The following is a 16,436-nucleotide window of genomic DNA, read 5'->3' as shown; positions in this document are numbered from 1 at the left end:
TTACTCTGCCCTGGACTTGAGCGCCTCCGTCATCGGGATCCGCGCAAGCTTTTTCTTATTCAGCAGCTTGGATAGCTCGTAGGTCAAGTAGATGATGACAAACCCTATGATCACATAGCGGTAGTCCATGGTGACCGGCAAGGTCAAATTCATGCTGGAGGTGGCCGATTGATAGAGCGCCCCAAGCGATAGCCGCAGCAAAGGCACTCCTAGCACATAGCCGGCCACGACCATCCAGCTGGAGCCGCCGAGGATCAGGGCGTACATTTCTTTGTTCCGGTACCCCAGCACCTTCATCAGGGCGATGTTGTCCTTGTTCTCCTCGATAATGAGCGAGGTGACGACGTAGATTACGATCAGCCCGATGAGGAACGACAGGAATGCAATCGTCCCCATGGAAGCTTGCAGCGGCTTCAGCATGGAGTCCAGCGCCTGCTTGATCTCGTCGGTGGTCGTTGTGCTAAGCAGCTGCGAATCCGGAATGCGAATCGGCGCTTCGCTCCATAGTCCGAAGTAGCTGTCTGCCGGGAACCCTACTTTCTCGTTCAGCAAGGACAAAGGCATATAAAGATACGCTCCGACATGCGTATCCGCAATGCTGTCGATGACGAAGGTGTACGGTTTCGAGTCCAGCTTGCCGATGACCTCGATGGTGTCCTTATCCTTCAGGTGCAATTTGTCCGCCAGCGCTTTCGTGACGACGACTTGATTCATGCTTAAGGGATTGCCCTTCATGTCCTTAAAAGAGAGATATCGGGTGGAGGGACTCACGCCGAATACCGTGATGCCTTGTTTGGCATCCGATTTCAAGGTGAACAGCAGCTCGGAGAACGCCTCGCCTTGGGCCGGCTTCCCCTGCTGCAGCGCTCGATACATATATTGGTACTTGTATTTATACGCTTGATCGAAGGACTGCTTCAGCAGGAAGTCGATCGAGCTCTTCATCGTGAAGCCGAGCAGCAGCAGCATCGTCGCCAGCGCCACTCCGAGCAGCAGAAATACACTTCGTGGGATGCTTCGCAGCTGATCTCTGATTTTAAACTTTGTCGTAAACTTCAAACCATCCAGCTTCACGCGCCGCTCCAGAAAGCCGATTCGGCGCTCTTCCCCTCCCCCTCGCATCAGCTCCACGGGCGAACGCCTCAGCGCTTTTCGGATCACGAAGTATCCGCTGATGCCTAGAAAAACGACCGGCAGCAGCACGCTAATCGCCAGATGTCCGCCAAGGAAGCTCGCCGTATCCAACGGCATATTGAAATACGTCAGCATAAACGCGAGCATCGGCCGGAACGCCAGCGCTCCTAGCAGGGTCCCCGCGACGCCTCCCGCCACAGCGATCGCAAACGGATATTTTAAATAGTGGCGCACGATTTCGCTTCTTCGGTATCCTAGCGCATACAGTGTGCCGACAATAACGAATTCCCGCCGCAGCATCCGCCACAGGACGATCCCCGTCAAAATACACGTTAACAGCAAGATTGCCACCGGCAGAGAGGAGCTCATCTGCTTCATGCTCGCGATCTTGGCGTTCACAAATGTCACCCGCAGGTTATCCTCCGTCGAAGTCCAGCGCACGATCAGCACATTCTGCTTCCGGACTTCCTCCCTGAACGCCGCCAGAACGCTCTGTACGCTGCCACGATCCGCCGCCTCTGTATTGCCCCGAACCTTCACACTGTAAAAGCTGCCGCCCTTGTGGAGCAGATCAAAGTCGCTCCGGCTCATGACCGCAATCCCGAAGTGGGCGGGATCGTTCACGATATCCCCGTCGGATTGCAGCGGATAAATGTAGTTCGGCAGCGACATGCTGCCCGACACCTTGAACGCCTTGCCCCCCACGCTCAGGCTATCGCCAATCTGAATGTGGTTCGCTTTGGCATACGCCGGATCCAGCAGTAGATCGCCTCCGGACAGCCGGCTTCCTTCAATTACGGCATACCGGTTCACCTTGCGGGTTTTTGCAAAAATTCTCAGCGTGTTCCCCTGGCCAGGCGCATAGTCGAAGGAGCCTCCCTCCTCCAGGCTTACATTGAACTGGGCTTCCAGCTCCGGGATCCGGGTCAGCTTCTTATCCGTGACGAAGCTCGCATCCTCCTGAACGTACTTGCTTTCGAACGAGGCCTTGGTCCCCTCCAGATTGACCAGGAGCAAGTTCAGCATCGTATAGAGCAGGCAGCTAATCACGATCAGCGCAAAAGATCCGAAATACAGCGACTTGTTTTCCAGCATGGTTCGGCGGATTTTGTTGTTCAGGACCATTACCACTCCATCCTCTCCGCGGGAAGAACAGTGTCATTGATTCTCGTCTCCACGATCTCACCGCTTCGGACCCGATAGACCTTATTGGCCATGGCGCTGATCGCCGCATTGTGCGTAATCATCAAGATCGTCGTCCCGTAATCTTTATGGATATGCTCCAGCAGCTGCAAAATATCCCTCGCGGTGCTGTAGTCCAGCGCTCCCGTCGGTTCGTCGCACAGGAGCAGCGCCGGATTTTTGACGACGGCTCGTGCAATGGACACCCGCTGCTGCTCCCCTCCGCTTAGCTCCTTGGGAAACCGGCGCTTTTTATCCAGCATCCCAACGGCCTTCAGCACCTGATCGATGCCCAGCGGCGATTGGCTGATCTGAGCGACAACTTCAATGTTCTCGCCCACCGTCAGGGTAGGAATCAAATTGTAAAATTGAAAAATAAACCCGATCCGCTCCCTGCGATAATCGGTCAGCTGGCTGTCGCTCAAGCCGGATATGTCTACTCCGCCAACGGTGACTTTTCCTTCATCGCCCCGGTCAATGCCTCCTATAATATTGAGCAGCGTCGATTTGCCGGAGCCGGACGGTCCTAGTATGACGCCCAGCTCGCCGTGCGCCAGCTCCATCCCGACGCCCTTGAGCACCTCGGTGGTCACCTCGCCGGAGGTATAGCTTTTCCTTAAGCCTTCGACCTGGAGAAACATAATTGACACCCCCGTTCGATATGAAGTACCTATTTTTTGCCTATTACTAAATTTTACCCTATTTGCCAAGCTCGCAGAACCACCCCTATTGGTATGTTTTCCCTTTAACCGGGGCAAGCTAAGCCGAATGGTAAAGCCTGGAGATTGGAGGATCGGGCATGCTCGAACAAATTCGCGCCGAATTGCAGCATCCCTCTGATTTGTACTCCGTCACCTTAGACAACGGATACTACGAGATGGAGCTGTGTTACTTCCCCGCGCTTTGCGATCAAGCCTTAATCCATAACGGGCTGATCGTGCCCTTCTCCTATAAGTTCGACCCGGATGAATTCGACCGGATGCTGGAGGCGAACCCTAACTTCGGCTTGGCGGATGAACCGGAGCATTGGACCCGGCTGCTGCTGAAAGGCGTTCTGCTGTTCCAGATTCGCGATATGGTGTTCCGCTACGATGTGATGCGGAAGCTGCAGGACGAGCCGGACACCGTTCAGATTGAAGCCTCCCTTCAAGGGCCGCAAACCGCCTTCAACGAGGATTTGGACCTTAACATCAGTCTGGTGAGGCTGCGCTATAATCTGCCTTCACTTTGTGTAGAGCAGCATATCGTCGGGGAAAAGTCGCTGTCCCGGGTCACGGTGCTGTATGACAAGCATTTGGTGAACAACGATGTACTCATGCTGCTGAACGAACGTCTCAAGAACGTTCAGCTCAAGACGCTGCGCGCATCCGGTGAGCTCGTGCAAGAGCTGTCGGAGCACAAGCATCGGCTCTTCCCCACCATGCTTCAGACGGAACGCCCGGATCGGGTAGCCACGATGATCGAACGGGGAAAAGTTGCCATTTTGCAGGATGGAAGCCGATTTGCGCTGCTGCTGCCTGTTCGCATGGTCGATTTTCTGCACGCGATGGACGATGACTATGAATCGTTTTGGATGAGCAAAACGCTCTTAATTCTCAGATATATCGCTACGTTTCTAACGATTACACTTCCTGCGCTGTATATCGCGATCGTGTCGTTAAATCCGGAGGTGCTCCGCTTTCAGCTAACGCTGACCATCGCCGGAAGCCGTGTCGTCGTTCCTTATCCCTCCTTTGTCGAGGTCTTTATTATGCTCTTCATGATCGAAGCGCTGATCGAAGCGAGCCTTCGGCTTCCGCGCTCCATCGGTTCGACGGCTGCTACCGTAGGCGGCTTGATTCTCGGCCAATCTATCCAGCAGGCGGGTCTTGTGAGCAGCATTATGATCATCGTCACCTCGGTTGTCGCCATTTCCAACTTTGTCATCCCGAACAACGGCTTTGGGTACTCCATTCGATTTATTAAATATATTTTCGTCGTCGTCTCCATTTTCTACGGGGTGCTGGGCGTTGCCGTAACCTTTTTCGCGCTGATCGTTTATTGGTGCAACCTTCGCAGCTTTGGCCAGCCCTACTTGGCCTTCTACATTCCGAAGCAGGAAGCGAAGGCCCATCATCGCAAAAGCAGAGGGGAATAAGCGATGTACCGCTACACTTACTATCACGTTCTGTATGTGGGAATGATCAACATCATGATGTTCGTCCCTTACTTGCTCATTCGGGACCGCTTTGACGGCGCCGTCTCGGGGATGGTCATCGCTTCCGTCATCGGCGGCATCTTATCGCTGGGGACGATGAGCTGCTTCGAACGATTTCCAGGTTGGGGCTTCCCGGAGCTGTGCGATCGCTATTTTCCCAGATGGCTCACGGTGGCCATTAATTTATATGCCGGGCTGCTGATCTGGCTGCCCGCCGGCATTATTGTGATCAACGGATACTCCGAGACGGTCCGATTGTTCTTTTATCCGGATATGAATCCTTCGGTGAACTTGTTTCTGATGACTTGCGCCGCCGTCTGGGCGAGCAGCCGGTCCACCCGCACGGTTCAGTTTATTCACGAAATCATGCTTTTCTTATGTACGCCTATGCTGATCATGTTTCTGATTAAAGCGATTTTCAACAAAAATATGGACTGGGACGCCGTCCGCTATGTAGCCGGTTACATCCGAAAGCCTCCGTCGTTCATGTCGATTGCCGCTTCGACCTTCGTGTTTTCCGGCTTCACCACCCTGATCACAGTCAATCGACTGCATACGGAGGGGTTTACCTTCAAGCATCGCTGGATTGTCCCGCTATTCGGTATCTTCTTCCTAGCTGTGACCTTCTTCATACCCATCGGGTTTCATGGCACGGTCACCGTCCAAGAATACGTTTATTTGTGGAGCATGACGGCAGATTCGATGGTGACGGAATACGGGTTTATTAATCGGGTGCTGTTCGTTTTCCTGATCCTCTTCACCGGTTTGTCGCTGCTGTTTGTCATGAACACTTGGAATACGACCATCATGCTGATCCGTCACTCCTTGAGCCGATTCACCGCCGTGGAGGAAACACCGGTAGCACGGATCAATCTTTGGATTGCCTTGGCAGCCGGTCTCCTTTCGTTCGTGTACATGCACTTGTCGAACCCGGAGCGCAATCAACTGATCTCCGAAATCTGGCTCGTAGGCCGATTTATCACGGAAGTGATGTTCCTTGGAATCATGCTTTATTTTGTATGGAGGCGAAAAAAGGTGAAGGCTACTTCATGAACAAAGTCGTGATGACGCTGCTGCTCCTCCTATGCTGTATCTTCCTTGCGAGCTGCAGCTTTAAAGATATCGACAAGCGATTTTTCGTCATCGCCATGGGCATTGATTGGACCGGGAAAAAGGACAAGCCCTACCTCGTCACCCTTAGGCTGGCTATTCCGGCGTCCAAGGTGGGAGAAGGGCTGGCGGAGAGCCAAATCGAGGCGACCGAATCGACCAGCATCGCGGAAGCGGTCCGCAGTCTCAAGTCGCACGTGGACAAGGAGCTGGATTTCGGGCATTGCCGGGTCTTTCTTTTCGGAGACCAGCTGGTGAAGACCTCCTTGGATGAGTCGCTCAACTGGCTTAGCCGGCGGAGAGATGTTCAATTGATCTCTTATCTGGCGGTGGCAGAGCCAGACGCGAATCAGCTGCTGAAAGCCAATCCGACGACGGAACGGCTCGCCGGCAATGCCTTTTTTCTCACTTTCGGCAAAGAAGGGACGGTATCCCCCTTCATCGTGACGGAGTATTTGTTCGACAGCTTCCGTCGCTTCAAGGAGACCGGGCTGGATCCCTATTTGCCCGTCATTGCCTTTGACGGCGACTCTTATGTCGTGGAGCGGCTCGCGCTATTGAATAAACAGAAGGAACGCCTGGTGCTCAGTCCCCCGGAAACCTCGCTCTATAATCTGAGCGCCAATGCCTTCAAGCGATCCGGGATCGCTATCAACTACAAGGGCGAACGCCTCGCCTTCTATGTCTCGAGAGCTTCCAGGAGCGTCACCATCAGTAGGGAAACGATCCCTACGGTGAAGCTGGAGCTGAATGTCGGGGGGATGGTCGAGCAAAGTCCGATCACGGTGAGGGGCAAGAACCTGGCCGAGATTCAAAAGCTGCTCGAAGCCGATGTGAATCAATCGACCTTGAAGCTGCTCTACAAAATCCGCGACGCCGGCGTCGATCCTTATGGCTTCGGGCTGCATTACTTAGCCCAATATTTCGGCAGCGAGGAGGACTGGAAGCACTGGAAATCCGTCTATCCGAGCGTGAAGTTCGAGGTGAACACGCACGTGAAGATTGAGAGCACGGGGCTAGTGCGGTGACGGTTCTATTAACGTAAAAAAATGACCGGAGCTGCTCGCTGCCCCGGTCATTCTTACTTGTCGCCTTACCCTTCCACAATCAGCTTCGACTTCATATTGATATGTCCCGCGCCGCATGGAACCGTGCAAATAATATCATATGTGCCCGCTTTATCGGCTTTGAAGGAGGCTGTTTTCGTATTGTTGTCGAGCTTCACGTTCAGGCCCTTGATTTCAACGCCATGCAGGCCTTCTTTGTTTTCCAAGGCGACATTGACGGTTTGCCCCTTCTTCACCTTGTATTCCTTCTGGTCGAACTCGAAGTTTTTCGCTTGCAGCTTCAGCTCGGCCGTGCCTGCAGCGTCGCCGGCCCCGGCTGCTGTGCTTGCCGCCTGGGAGGCCTTCGGAGCTTCGCTCTTTCCGCACGCGGACAAAGCAATCACCAAGCAGATCAGAAACGCGATTACGATACCCTTTTTCATCGTTCATTTCCCCTTTCGATCCCCGATCGTTCCTTACATTACCAATCATACACAACTCGGAGCTGTTTCGCGGTGAACGGCATGTGACACCATTATGAAGTAATGATGAACAAATCCGTGGGCTGTGATTGGAGTCATAGACAATGCCGGTGTGACAATTATCACAGATGAGCGTGCCTCGTCCTGTTATCCTTTTCATGGAAACAAGATGATAGAGAAATGGGGTACGCGAGAATGAGAAACAAAACCCGGTTTGGCATTATTAAAAAAATGGTGCTTGGCATTGCCGTCGTCTCGACCATCACATACTTTACGAGTGCGGTGTTTATTTTTTCGCTGCAGGACGTGTTTAGGCCTTATCTCCCGCAGTGGCTGTTTATTCCGCTCGTGCTGTCCCTGGGGATTTTCTGGACCACCTTTCTGGGCTGGCTCGCCGCCAAATGGCTCGTCAAACCGCTGCTGCAGCTGACCGACGCCGCTAACCAGGCCTCCTCTGGCCACCTGAATGTAGAGATCATTCCTAGCAAATCCGATGATGAATTACACGCGCTGGGCACCTCCTTCCATACCATGCTCGAAAACATTCGCGGCATGATCGCTGGCATCTCCACCAATTTTGTCGGCACCGACACGCATGTCGAGGAATTGCGGCTTGCCATTGGACAAGCTGCATCCCATATCGAACGGATCACCACGACGATCGACGATATCGCCCAGGGCGCGGAGCAGCAGTCGGAGCTTTCGGAGGCGATGTTCCAATCGGTGGAGCACATTACAAGAGCGACCCAAGACATCCATGGGCAAGCCGATACGGCCCGCCAGTTCACTATCATGATGATCCAGGTCATTGAAGAAAGCACGAAGGTGATCCAATCCTTGGTCAGCGGCGTGCAAAAGCTGGCGGACGCGCATCAAGAGACCCTGCACGTGGTCCAGCAGCTGGAAGGCAACGCGAAGGAAATCGAGGTCATCTCGGGTGTGGTCGGCGAGCTGTCGAACCAGACGCATTTGCTGGCCTTGAATGCTTCGATTGAAGCGGCCCGAGCCGGCGAGCACGGCAAGGGCTTTGCAGTCGTCGCCGGTGAAGTGAAGAAGCTGGCCGAGCAAAGCTCGCATGCCGTCCACGACATCAATCAGCTGCTCGGGCAAATTCAATCCGAGGTTCGCCATGCCGTCGTTCAGATGACTGACCAGTTCGAGCTGGCTAGTCACGAGTCGGTCAAGGGCGAATCCGCCGCCGCGGCGCTGCAGAGCATCATCGGCGAAGCCGATAAAGTGTCCCAAGCGGTCGCTCATATCGCGTCCATGGTCGCCACCCAAACGGATCAAGTGCAGATCACGTTGGTTAAGGCTCGAGACGTTGCCGATATTGCCGTGGGCATCCTGTCCGGCGCCCGAGGCGCGCTGTCCTCGACGCAAGAGCAGACCGCCGTCATGGAGGAGATCGCCGCCTCCTCCCACGTGTTGAGGGAACAGTCGACGAATCTGAAGAAGCAAATCGGATTTTTTACGGTGTAATCTGGAATCCACCCTGGTTGTGATAAATATCACATATTTTCAGAGCAGGCTGTTTTACACTTGAACTATAGCAGCAAGCAACCTAACGAAAAGGGGTATGAAGAATGAAAACCACTACTAGAAATTATGAGCCAAGCTTTAAAGGTCTGGGTCTGATCGTCATTCTGTTCTGCGCCGCGACCGCTTCGCCCTTATTGTATTTCCTCATTAACCTGATGCTGGGCAATGAGCATTTGTTTAACGGGATTATTATGAATTAATTCTAAGAAAAGGACCTGACGGATGGCCGTCAGGTCCTTTTCTGTGCGTATGCATATTTTGTGCCAGCCGCTGCCCTACCCCGTACGCATATCCTCATGGATCTACTGCGATTACTCTTCTACTTTCTTCTTTCCTAACCAATCTTCGATGCGGTATTCGTCCATGGGCGGCAGTAGTGCGGATTTTCCGCTTTGGACTCGCCACGTGTAGTCCACTGCAGCGCGGATTTTCCGCGTTGGACTGACCCGTGCGGCCCACGGGCGGCTGCAGCGCGGATTTTCCGCTTTGGACTGGCCCCGTACGGCCCACGGGTGGCTGCAGCGCGGATTTTCCGCGTTGGGCTCCCCCCGAGCGATCCACGGGTGGCTGCAGCGCGGATTTTCCGCTTTGGACTGGCCCCGTGCGGCCCACGGGTGGCTGCAGCGCGGATTTTCCGCGTTGGACTCGCCCTGTGCGATCCACGGGCGGCTGCAGCGCGGATTTTCCGCTTTGGACTGGCCCCGTGCGATCCACGGGTGGCTTGTAGCGGATTTTCCGCTTTGGACTGGCCCCCGTGCGGCCCACGGGCGGCTGCAGCGCGGATTTTCCGCTTTGGACTCGCCAAGTGCGATCCGGGGTCGGCTGCAGCGCGGATTTTCCGCTTTGGACTGGCCCCGTACGGCCCACGGGTGGCTGCAGCGCGGATTTTCCGCGTTGGACTCGCCAAGTGCGATCCGGGGTCGGCTGCAGCGCGGATTTTCCGCTTTGGACTGGCCCCGTACGGCCCACGGGTGGCTGCAGCGCGGATTTTCCGCGTTGGGCTCCCCCCGTGCGATCCACGGGTGGCTGCAGCGCGGATTTTCCGCTTTGGACTGGCCCCGTACGGCCCACGGGTGGCTGCAGCGCGGATTTTCCGCGTTGGGCTAGCCTCGTGCGATCCATGGGCGGCTGCAGCGCGGATTCTCCGCGTTGGACTGGCCCCGTGCGGCCCACGGGCGGCTGCAGCGCGGATTCTCCGCGTTAGACTCGTCCCGTGCGGTCCACGGGTGGCTGCAGCGCGGATTTTCCGCGTTGGGCTAGCCTCGTGCGGCTCACGGGCGGCTGCAGCGCGGATTTTCCGCGTTGGACTGGCCCCGTGCGGCCCGCGGGCGGCAGTAGCGCGGATTTTCCGCGTTGGACTGGCCCCGTGCGGTCCACGGGCGGCTGCAGCGCGGATTTTCCGCGTTGACTAGCCCCCGTGCGGTCCACGGGCGGCTGCAGCGCGGATTTTCCGCGTTGGGCTAGACTCGTGCGGTCCACGGGCGGCTGCAGCGCGGATTTTCCGCGTTGGGCTAGCCCCGTGCGGCCCACGGGCAGCTGCAGCGCGGATTTTCCGCGTTGGACTCGCCCTGTGCGATCCACGGGCGGCTGCAGCGCGACTTTTCCGCTTTGGACTGGCCCCGTGCGATCCACGGGTGGCTGCAGCATGGTCTTATGCTTCGTTACAAAACGATCCCCTGTGCCTTTTCCCCAAAAAGCAAAAAAGCTAAGCACATGAAAGTGGCTTAGCTCCTTTGCTGTTTCTGAGCTCCCGCTCCCTACCAAGTCACATAGCCTGGCGAGCCCGGATTCATCGGACCGATCATCTGCAGCACCGGCACTGTATACGCGAACAGGATGAGCACGACCGTGATCGCGATCCAGAGCTTCCACCGCTCCAAATACCGCGGCGTCGCTTCCTCCGGCTCCATCGATTCGCCGATCGGATACTCCGTCACGCCTTTCGGCGAGCGCAGCAGCGAAATAACAATCCAAACGATGTGCAGCACCGCAATGAACAAAATCATACCGCCAATCGCCATCGCCACATGGTACGGCATCCAGAGTACCGCATCCGGATGATCCCCGTAGGTCGTGTAGGCGGTGCGGCGAGGGGAGCCGAATAGCCCCACCGTGTGCATCGACCCGGACATGAAGAGCATGCCTACGCACCAGAGAAGTGTTTGAATGATGCCCTGCTTATTCATCGCCGGCGTCAGCACCCGGTTCGTAACCACAGGAATGAGCCAGTACGTCATTCCGAAAAAGGTCAGCGCCACACTGGTCGCCACCGTCAGGTGGAAGTGCCCCGTCACCCAAAGCGTGTTGTGTACAACCGCGTTCATCTGGTTACTGGCATTTACAATCCCGCCTGCGCCGGCCGGGATGAAGACGAGCATCCCCATGAACGGTGCGAAGAAGCGGACATCACTCCAAGGCAGCACCTTGAGCCAGCCGAACAAGCCAGTGGCGCCTTTTCTTCTGCCGTTCAGCTCAAACGTTGCAAACAAGGAGAAAGCGGTCATGAGGGAAGGAACGACGACCATGAACGTCAGGACGACCTGCAGAAACTTCCAGAACGGACTAATGCCGGGCTCCATCAGCTGATGGTGAAAGCCGACGGGAATCGAGAACAGCAGCAGAAGCACAAACGACATGCGGGCCAGCGCGTCACTGTAGATTTTGCCTCCGATAATCTTCGGAATGATGACGTACCAGCAGATGTATGCCGGAAGGAGCCAGAAGTACACCAGCGGGTGGCCGAAGTACCAGAACAGCGTGCGGCTCAGCATAATGTTGATGGTTTCCGTCCAGCCGAACGACCACGGAATCAGCTGCACCACCACTTCAATAGCAACGCCGATGGTGGCGATTTGCCACAGCAGCATCGTCATGACAGCCATGAACCCGAACAGCGGCGACAGCTTGCCTTGATGCGTCTTTTTCCAATAGATGTACTGCGAAAAAATACCGAAGCCGCTAATCCAGCTGCCCACGACAACGAGCGCCAAGCCGATGTAAAAATACGGCGAAGCCTTCAGCGGCGCATAGAACGTATAGAGCACGCTCGCTTTATTCAGCAGGATCATGACCAGGACGAGCAGTCCTCCGATCGTCATCAGCGTGTAGCCAGTCCAGCCCATGCGCCGTACCGACGGAATCAGCCTTCCGCCCATAGTGGACGAAACGCCGGAATACAGGAACCCGATGATAAAATACGTCGTAAACACCAGCGCCATCAAAACGCCATGCGCCGTCAGCAGCTGATAATAGCCGATGCCGCCCGGCAGCGTGTACAGCCCGCCCCGCACTACGCTCTGCAGCAGTCCCGCAATCCCGCCGAGCAGCAGTGCGAAGAAGGCGAACAAAATATGGGCCAGAACGAGCGCGCCGTCCTTCTTATCAAAGCCTTGTTCGATTTGGGTGATCTCCATTGCCGTCTCTTCCTTTCAGCTTCCGTAATGATTACATTTCACTATTTCACGATGATCGTCGTTTTCATCATTTCGTGGGCGCTCCCGCAATACTCGTTGCACAGGATCAAATACTCGCCCGGCTTCGTGAAGGTGTGGGAGACCTGGCTGATTTCGCCCGGCACGATCATCATGTTGACGTTCGTTCCCGGGATCTCGAAGCCGTGAATGACGTCGGAGCTGGTGACGGTAAAATGGACCGTAGAACCGACCGGAACCTCCATCTTCTCCGGGGCATACCCGAAAGCAAACGCAGTCATGACCGCTTCGTACTCCTTATCTGCCACCTGCTTGATGCCCGGCTGATCGAATGGTGCCGTCTGATTCACCTTGGTCGGATCGATCGTATGGTGATGCATACTCGGCGTAGCCGCCCCCATCGCAAAGGCCGATACCCCCAAGACGCCTAAAAAGACGAACAGCGTGCCGAGCCCTAAGCCCAGCCAAATTTTTTCCAATCGATGAATGTGCATATCGCCTCTACCCCCTATCTGTTATTGACGAGCCAGAAACAAAACGAAAACCGCGACCCAAGTCACGACCACAAACGCGCCGAGCAGCAGCACGCTGGCAAACGTCCCTTTCAGTGCCGGCTCCTGCTCGGATTTCGCCTGCGGCTCCTTCGACTGTCGAGCTTTGTTTAGATGATGAAATACCGTATTGTTCATCATGCCCCTCCTTGTTGCAACTGGTATAGATGTTTCAGCTGCTGTTGCTCTCATTGTAAAAAAACAAAGAGGCCGCAAGCTGTGATAATACTCACAACCTGCAGCCCCTCGGATTGAACGATTTGTGAACCTGACTCCGCACCTAAGCTAGCGAATAAAATCCTTGGCAGCGGATGAGGCATGGTAGACAAACTGACTGGGAATGACGCCATAATACTGCTTAAATACTTTGACAAAATACCCTTTATTCTCATAGCCCAGCATGCGCGAGATTGTCTCCAGCGTTTTGTCCGACCCGTTGAGCAGCTCCTTGGCCTCCTCCATCTTGACTCGCGTCACATACTCGATGAAGGTTTCCCCGGTTTCCTTTTTGAACAGACGGCTAAAATAGCTCGGATTCAAGTGCAGATGATCCGCCACTTCCTCCAGCGTAATTTTATGGTCCACGTGAAGCCGAACATATTTTTGCGCTTCGACAATCTCAACCTTCTTGCTTTGCTGCGAGATTTGCTCCATAAGCGTAACCGCATCCCGAACAAAACCCACAAGCCACCTCTCCAGCTCGGTGATGCTGGTCAGTTGATCCAGATCCCGCTGCAGCTTTTCGTTAGTGTATTGCGGATTGAATTTCAGCTTTAGCATCATATCGAGCACCAGCTTGAAAACGAACTGCTTGACCGCTTTGGGCGAGAATCGGCGCTCGGAGATGAACCCAATAAAAGGCCGCACAGCCGTTGACGCATCCGAGTTCCCCTCCAGAATAAACCGATGCAGCCGATCGGCATATTCGTAGTAATAGACCAGGGGCTCTTCCGTGGCACCCACCGTTCGGACTAATTCGCTTAACTTAACGACTTTAGGCTCCCAAGCATAAAACAGCCATTCGGCTTCCTTGAGCAGCTGGGCAACCTGCCGTTTCATCGAAGGCAGATCCGGAGCCATCTCACCGAGCAGCATGGAAACAGGCAGCTTGAGCACCTGTGACAGCTTTTGCTGAACATTCCGGCATACATCGGCTATCCGCTCGTAAGGATTCATCTTCAATTCTTTCCGGCAGTTAAAAAGGAAGCAAAATTCCTTGGAGGAATAACTAAACAACAGCACATCCGGCTCATTCTTCAGGAGCTCCTCCACTGCGTTTTCCACAATGAATTTCACGGTGTCCTTTTTTTCGTACCGGCTTAATGCTTCTCTTAGGCAATGCAATCGGCAGACGACAGGGATGAACATCGGCAGCAGCGGTTGAAATCCGAAGCCCTCCAGCTGACGCATCCAGGACGGGTTCCCAGAAACTGGTGTTGCGAGCAGATCCCGGAGCCATTTTTCCTTCAAAGAAGCTTTGCTATTGTAGGCTTGCAGGTGAAGCTTCTGCACTTCGGAGTGGAACTCATCTTCCTTGTTCATCTTCTCCTTGATCCGGGTTAGAAGCTCGACCATCGACTGCGGCTCCAGCGTTTCTTTCAAAATGTAATCCTCCACGCCCATCTGAACCGCTTGCTGCGCATAGCGGAATTCGTCATGACAGGATAAAATCACGAACCTTGGGCGCGGACTGAGTTCCTTCACGGCTTTAATGAGCTCGATCCCATCCATTCCCGGCATCCCGATATCGGTGACAATTAAATCCGGCATCGACTCCCGGCAATGCTCCAGCGCATCGTAGGCATTCGTGCAGGTACCGGAAAGCTGCAGTCCGTGCTCCTCCCAACAGATCATTTTCCCTAAAAACTGCACTACCGCCACATCGTCATCTATCAGTAAAACCCTATGCATGTCCAGCTTCCTCCTTCCGGAATGTGATCGGGATACGCAATGTCAGCTTCAGCCCGTTTCCAGGCGAGCTCTCCATCTCAAAGAGGTAGGCATCCCCATAGATCATGCGCAAGCGCTCATTCACATTTTTCAACCCGATCCCATTGATTTGCGATGACCGTTCCTTCGCCGACTTTATCCGCTGATCAGCCTCCATAAGCTTCGCTCTCACAGCCGCGAGCTCCTCCACCGTCATGCCGATGCCATCATCTTGGACCGTAACGTACAGATACTGCCCCTGCATGCGCGAGCTGACCGTGATATGGCCGTGCTTCTGCCTGAGCCCGTGAAGATACGCGTTCTCAATGAGCGGCTGCAGTGTAAATCGGGGGATCATGGCTAGCAGCGTGTCTGAGGCCAGATGGGTGGCCAGCTGAACATTCTCCAGGTGCCGAAAATTCATAAGCTTCATATACTGCTCGATAGTGCCAGCTTCCTCATGTAGAGTCAGATATTCGTTATTCCGATTGATGGTCATGCGCAGAAGCGTGGATAAGGAACCGATCATCTCTGCGATTTCCACCTCGCCCTTCATCCTGACCTGTAGCCGGATCGAGTTGAGCGTATTGAATAAAAAATGGGGATTAATCTGGGCCTGCAGCAGCTCCAATTCCGCCATGCGCTTACGTCCCTGCTCCCATTCGACCTGCTGAATCATTTCCTTGATCCGGTCCAGCATGCGGTCGAACGAGGAACCTAGCCGGCCGATTTCGTCCTGCCCTGTCACCAGCGAGCGTTCATCCAGGTTGCCGAGCTCTACTCGCGTAGCCGTCTTGACCAATTGGACGATCGGCTTGGTCAGCTGCCGCAGCAAGTAGAACAAGACGAACGAAAATACGACGAAAAACAACGCTTGGAAGACGAAGATATCGTTCAGGAAATTCCCGATCCTGCCCGTAATGATTCGGTAAGGGGTAAGGCACTGCAGGCTCCAGCCCGCGAAGGAAAGCGGATGATTCAAGGCAATGTACTCCTGGCCCTCCCACATCAAATTCTGCAGTTCCCCCGGGTATAGCATGGACGAGGGAACCTGGCTCCCGATTCGAGCAGGGTCGGACTGGGATAGCACCGTCCCTTGCTCATCCAACAGCATGATCGTTTGATCCTCCGCATATTTGCTAAAAATTTCGTTAAACTGCTCCTGCGGCTTGCTTATGATCATATAAGCATTCGGCGAGCTGGCAAATAAACGGAAGCTCCGGACCACCGTGATCAGCTTCGGATAGCGGTCGGCTGTGGAGCGGATATAATTGTTCTGGGCGCCGATCCAATTGGTCGTATTGACGGGGTCCCCATCCATCTGCTTGATCCATGGCTCCGAATACAAGAAGGATAGGTCATTCTGATACGTCGAATAATTCGAGAAGATCAGCCCGTCCGGCAGCAAAATGGTGACGTAGGTTTGACCGCCAAAGAACGTGAGCTGTTCGAGCTTCTCAGAGACCGGCTTGAAGGCGAAAAAATCGACTTGGCTGCCGCCATTCTTATTGTAGCTGCTCCAGGCGGCTCTCAGGTTGGTTATGAATTCACTATCATATTGCAACGTATTGAAGGCATTGAGCATGTCCCTGACGATGTTGGAAATGTAGAGATCGGCTACTTCCAGCGACTGCTCCGATTTGATGGATGCTTTATTCGTCAGCTCGTTCTTCGTATATAGCCCGGTAAGGGCCAGGGTAACGATGGAGGGGATCATCAAGCACAACAGCGAGATCGTAATCAGCTTCTGCCGCCAGCTGAAGGAGGGCTTTCTTCTCATAAGGGACTTCCTCTTTCATTTTCGGTCATATCTAAGTAGTAATCTGAGTGTACCA

The 16,436-nt window shown here is 54.5% G+C and carries 15 protein-coding genes; 6 read left to right on the top strand and 9 right to left on the bottom strand.

Going from position 1 to position 16,436, the window contains the following annotated elements:
- Nucleotides 1-2,259: an ABC transporter permease gene (locus FPZ49_RS13605; RefSeq protein ID WP_144847497.1), complete on the bottom strand. Its 2,259-nt coding sequence runs from the start codon at nucleotides 2,257-2,259 to the stop codon at nucleotides 1-3.
- The gene (locus FPZ49_RS13600; protein ID WP_144847495.1) at nucleotides 2,259-2,957 is read right to left on the bottom strand and encodes an ABC transporter ATP-binding protein; all 699 of its coding nucleotides are present in this window, start codon (nucleotides 2,955-2,957) and stop codon (nucleotides 2,259-2,261) included. Before FPZ49_RS13600 ends, FPZ49_RS13605 begins: the two co-directional genes overlap by 1 nt.
- Nucleotides 2,958-3,115: 158 nt before the next feature.
- On the opposite strand from FPZ49_RS13600, the gene FPZ49_RS13595 reads away from it, so the two are divergent.
- From FPZ49_RS13595 to FPZ49_RS13585, 3 genes are read left to right on the top strand one after another with little or no spacing between them, the layout of a single operon-like run.
- Entirely contained in the window at nucleotides 3,116-4,453 is a 1,338-nt protein-coding gene (locus FPZ49_RS13595; protein WP_144847493.1) for a spore germination protein, read from the top strand.
- A gap of 3 nt (nucleotides 4,454-4,456) precedes the next feature.
- Nucleotides 4,457-5,566, top strand: a complete 1,110-nt coding sequence (locus tag FPZ49_RS13590) for a hypothetical protein (RefSeq protein ID WP_144847491.1) — start codon at nucleotides 4,457-4,459, stop codon at nucleotides 5,564-5,566.
- On the top strand, nucleotides 5,563-6,651 hold the full coding sequence (locus FPZ49_RS13585) for a Ger(x)C family spore germination protein (RefSeq protein ID WP_222429906.1): 1,089 nt from the start codon (nucleotides 5,563-5,565) through the stop codon (nucleotides 6,649-6,651). Before FPZ49_RS13590 ends, FPZ49_RS13585 begins: the two co-directional genes overlap by 4 nt.
- Before the next feature lie 65 nt (nucleotides 6,652-6,716).
- On the opposite strand, the gene FPZ49_RS13580 is transcribed toward FPZ49_RS13585, so the two are convergent.
- The gene (locus tag FPZ49_RS13580; protein ID WP_144847487.1) at nucleotides 6,717-7,112 is read right to left on the bottom strand and encodes a cupredoxin domain-containing protein; all 396 of its coding nucleotides are present in this window, start codon (nucleotides 7,110-7,112) and stop codon (nucleotides 6,717-6,719) included.
- Nucleotides 7,113-7,346: 234 nt separating this feature from the next.
- Between FPZ49_RS13580 and FPZ49_RS13575 the strand changes: the two genes are divergently transcribed.
- The 3 genes from FPZ49_RS13575 to FPZ49_RS13570 all read left to right on the top strand — a co-directional run bounded on the left by FPZ49_RS13575 (nucleotide 7,347) and on the right by FPZ49_RS13570 (nucleotide 9,797).
- Nucleotides 7,347-8,630, top strand: a complete 1,284-nt coding sequence (locus FPZ49_RS13575; protein ID WP_186445811.1) for a methyl-accepting chemotaxis protein — start codon at nucleotides 7,347-7,349, stop codon at nucleotides 8,628-8,630.
- A 104-nt stretch (nucleotides 8,631-8,734) separates the two neighbouring features.
- Nucleotides 8,735-8,890: a hypothetical protein gene (locus FPZ49_RS35730; RefSeq protein WP_186445810.1), complete on the top strand. Its 156-nt coding sequence runs from the start codon at nucleotides 8,735-8,737 to the stop codon at nucleotides 8,888-8,890.
- A 286-nt stretch (nucleotides 8,891-9,176) separates the two neighbouring features.
- The gene (locus FPZ49_RS13570; protein ID WP_144847483.1) at nucleotides 9,177-9,797 is read left to right on the top strand and encodes a hypothetical protein; all 621 of its coding nucleotides are present in this window, start codon (nucleotides 9,177-9,179) and stop codon (nucleotides 9,795-9,797) included.
- Between the two features lie 93 nt (nucleotides 9,798-9,890).
- Here FPZ49_RS13570 and FPZ49_RS13565 read toward each other — a convergent pair whose 3' ends face one another.
- The 6 genes from FPZ49_RS13565 to FPZ49_RS13540 all read right to left on the bottom strand — a co-directional run bounded on the left by FPZ49_RS13565 (nucleotide 9,891) and on the right by FPZ49_RS13540 (nucleotide 16,381).
- A complete protein-coding gene (locus FPZ49_RS13565) occupies nucleotides 9,891-10,403 on the bottom strand; it encodes a hypothetical protein (RefSeq protein ID WP_144847482.1) in 513 nt (170 codons plus the stop codon).
- A gap of 44 nt (nucleotides 10,404-10,447) precedes the next feature.
- Entirely contained in the window at nucleotides 10,448-12,103 is a 1,656-nt protein-coding gene (locus tag FPZ49_RS13560) for a cbb3-type cytochrome c oxidase subunit I (protein WP_144847480.1), read from the bottom strand.
- 41 nt (nucleotides 12,104-12,144) lie between these two features.
- A complete protein-coding gene (locus tag FPZ49_RS13555) occupies nucleotides 12,145-12,615 on the bottom strand; it encodes a cytochrome c oxidase subunit II (RefSeq protein WP_144847477.1) in 471 nt (156 codons plus the stop codon).
- 21 nt (nucleotides 12,616-12,636) lie between these two features.
- Complete coding sequence (locus tag FPZ49_RS13550; RefSeq protein ID WP_144847574.1) at nucleotides 12,637-12,810, bottom strand: cytochrome c oxidase subunit 2A; 174 nt, start codon at nucleotides 12,808-12,810, stop codon at nucleotides 12,637-12,639.
- A gap of 147 nt (nucleotides 12,811-12,957) precedes the next feature.
- Complete coding sequence (locus FPZ49_RS13545; protein WP_144847475.1) at nucleotides 12,958-14,583, bottom strand: response regulator; 1,626 nt, start codon at nucleotides 14,581-14,583, stop codon at nucleotides 12,958-12,960.
- Nucleotides 14,576-16,381, bottom strand: a complete 1,806-nt coding sequence (locus FPZ49_RS13540; RefSeq protein ID WP_144847473.1) for a sensor histidine kinase — start codon at nucleotides 16,379-16,381, stop codon at nucleotides 14,576-14,578. Before FPZ49_RS13540 ends, FPZ49_RS13545 begins: the two co-directional genes overlap by 8 nt.
- Nucleotides 16,382-16,436: the final 55 nt, after the last annotated feature.

The organism is Paenibacillus cremeus (genome assembly GCF_007786445.1).
GTDB classification, from domain to species: domain Bacteria; phylum Bacillota; class Bacilli; order Paenibacillales; family NBRC-103111; genus Paenibacillus_G; species Paenibacillus_G cremeus.
This window is presented reverse-complemented; position numbering and strand designations above follow the sequence as displayed.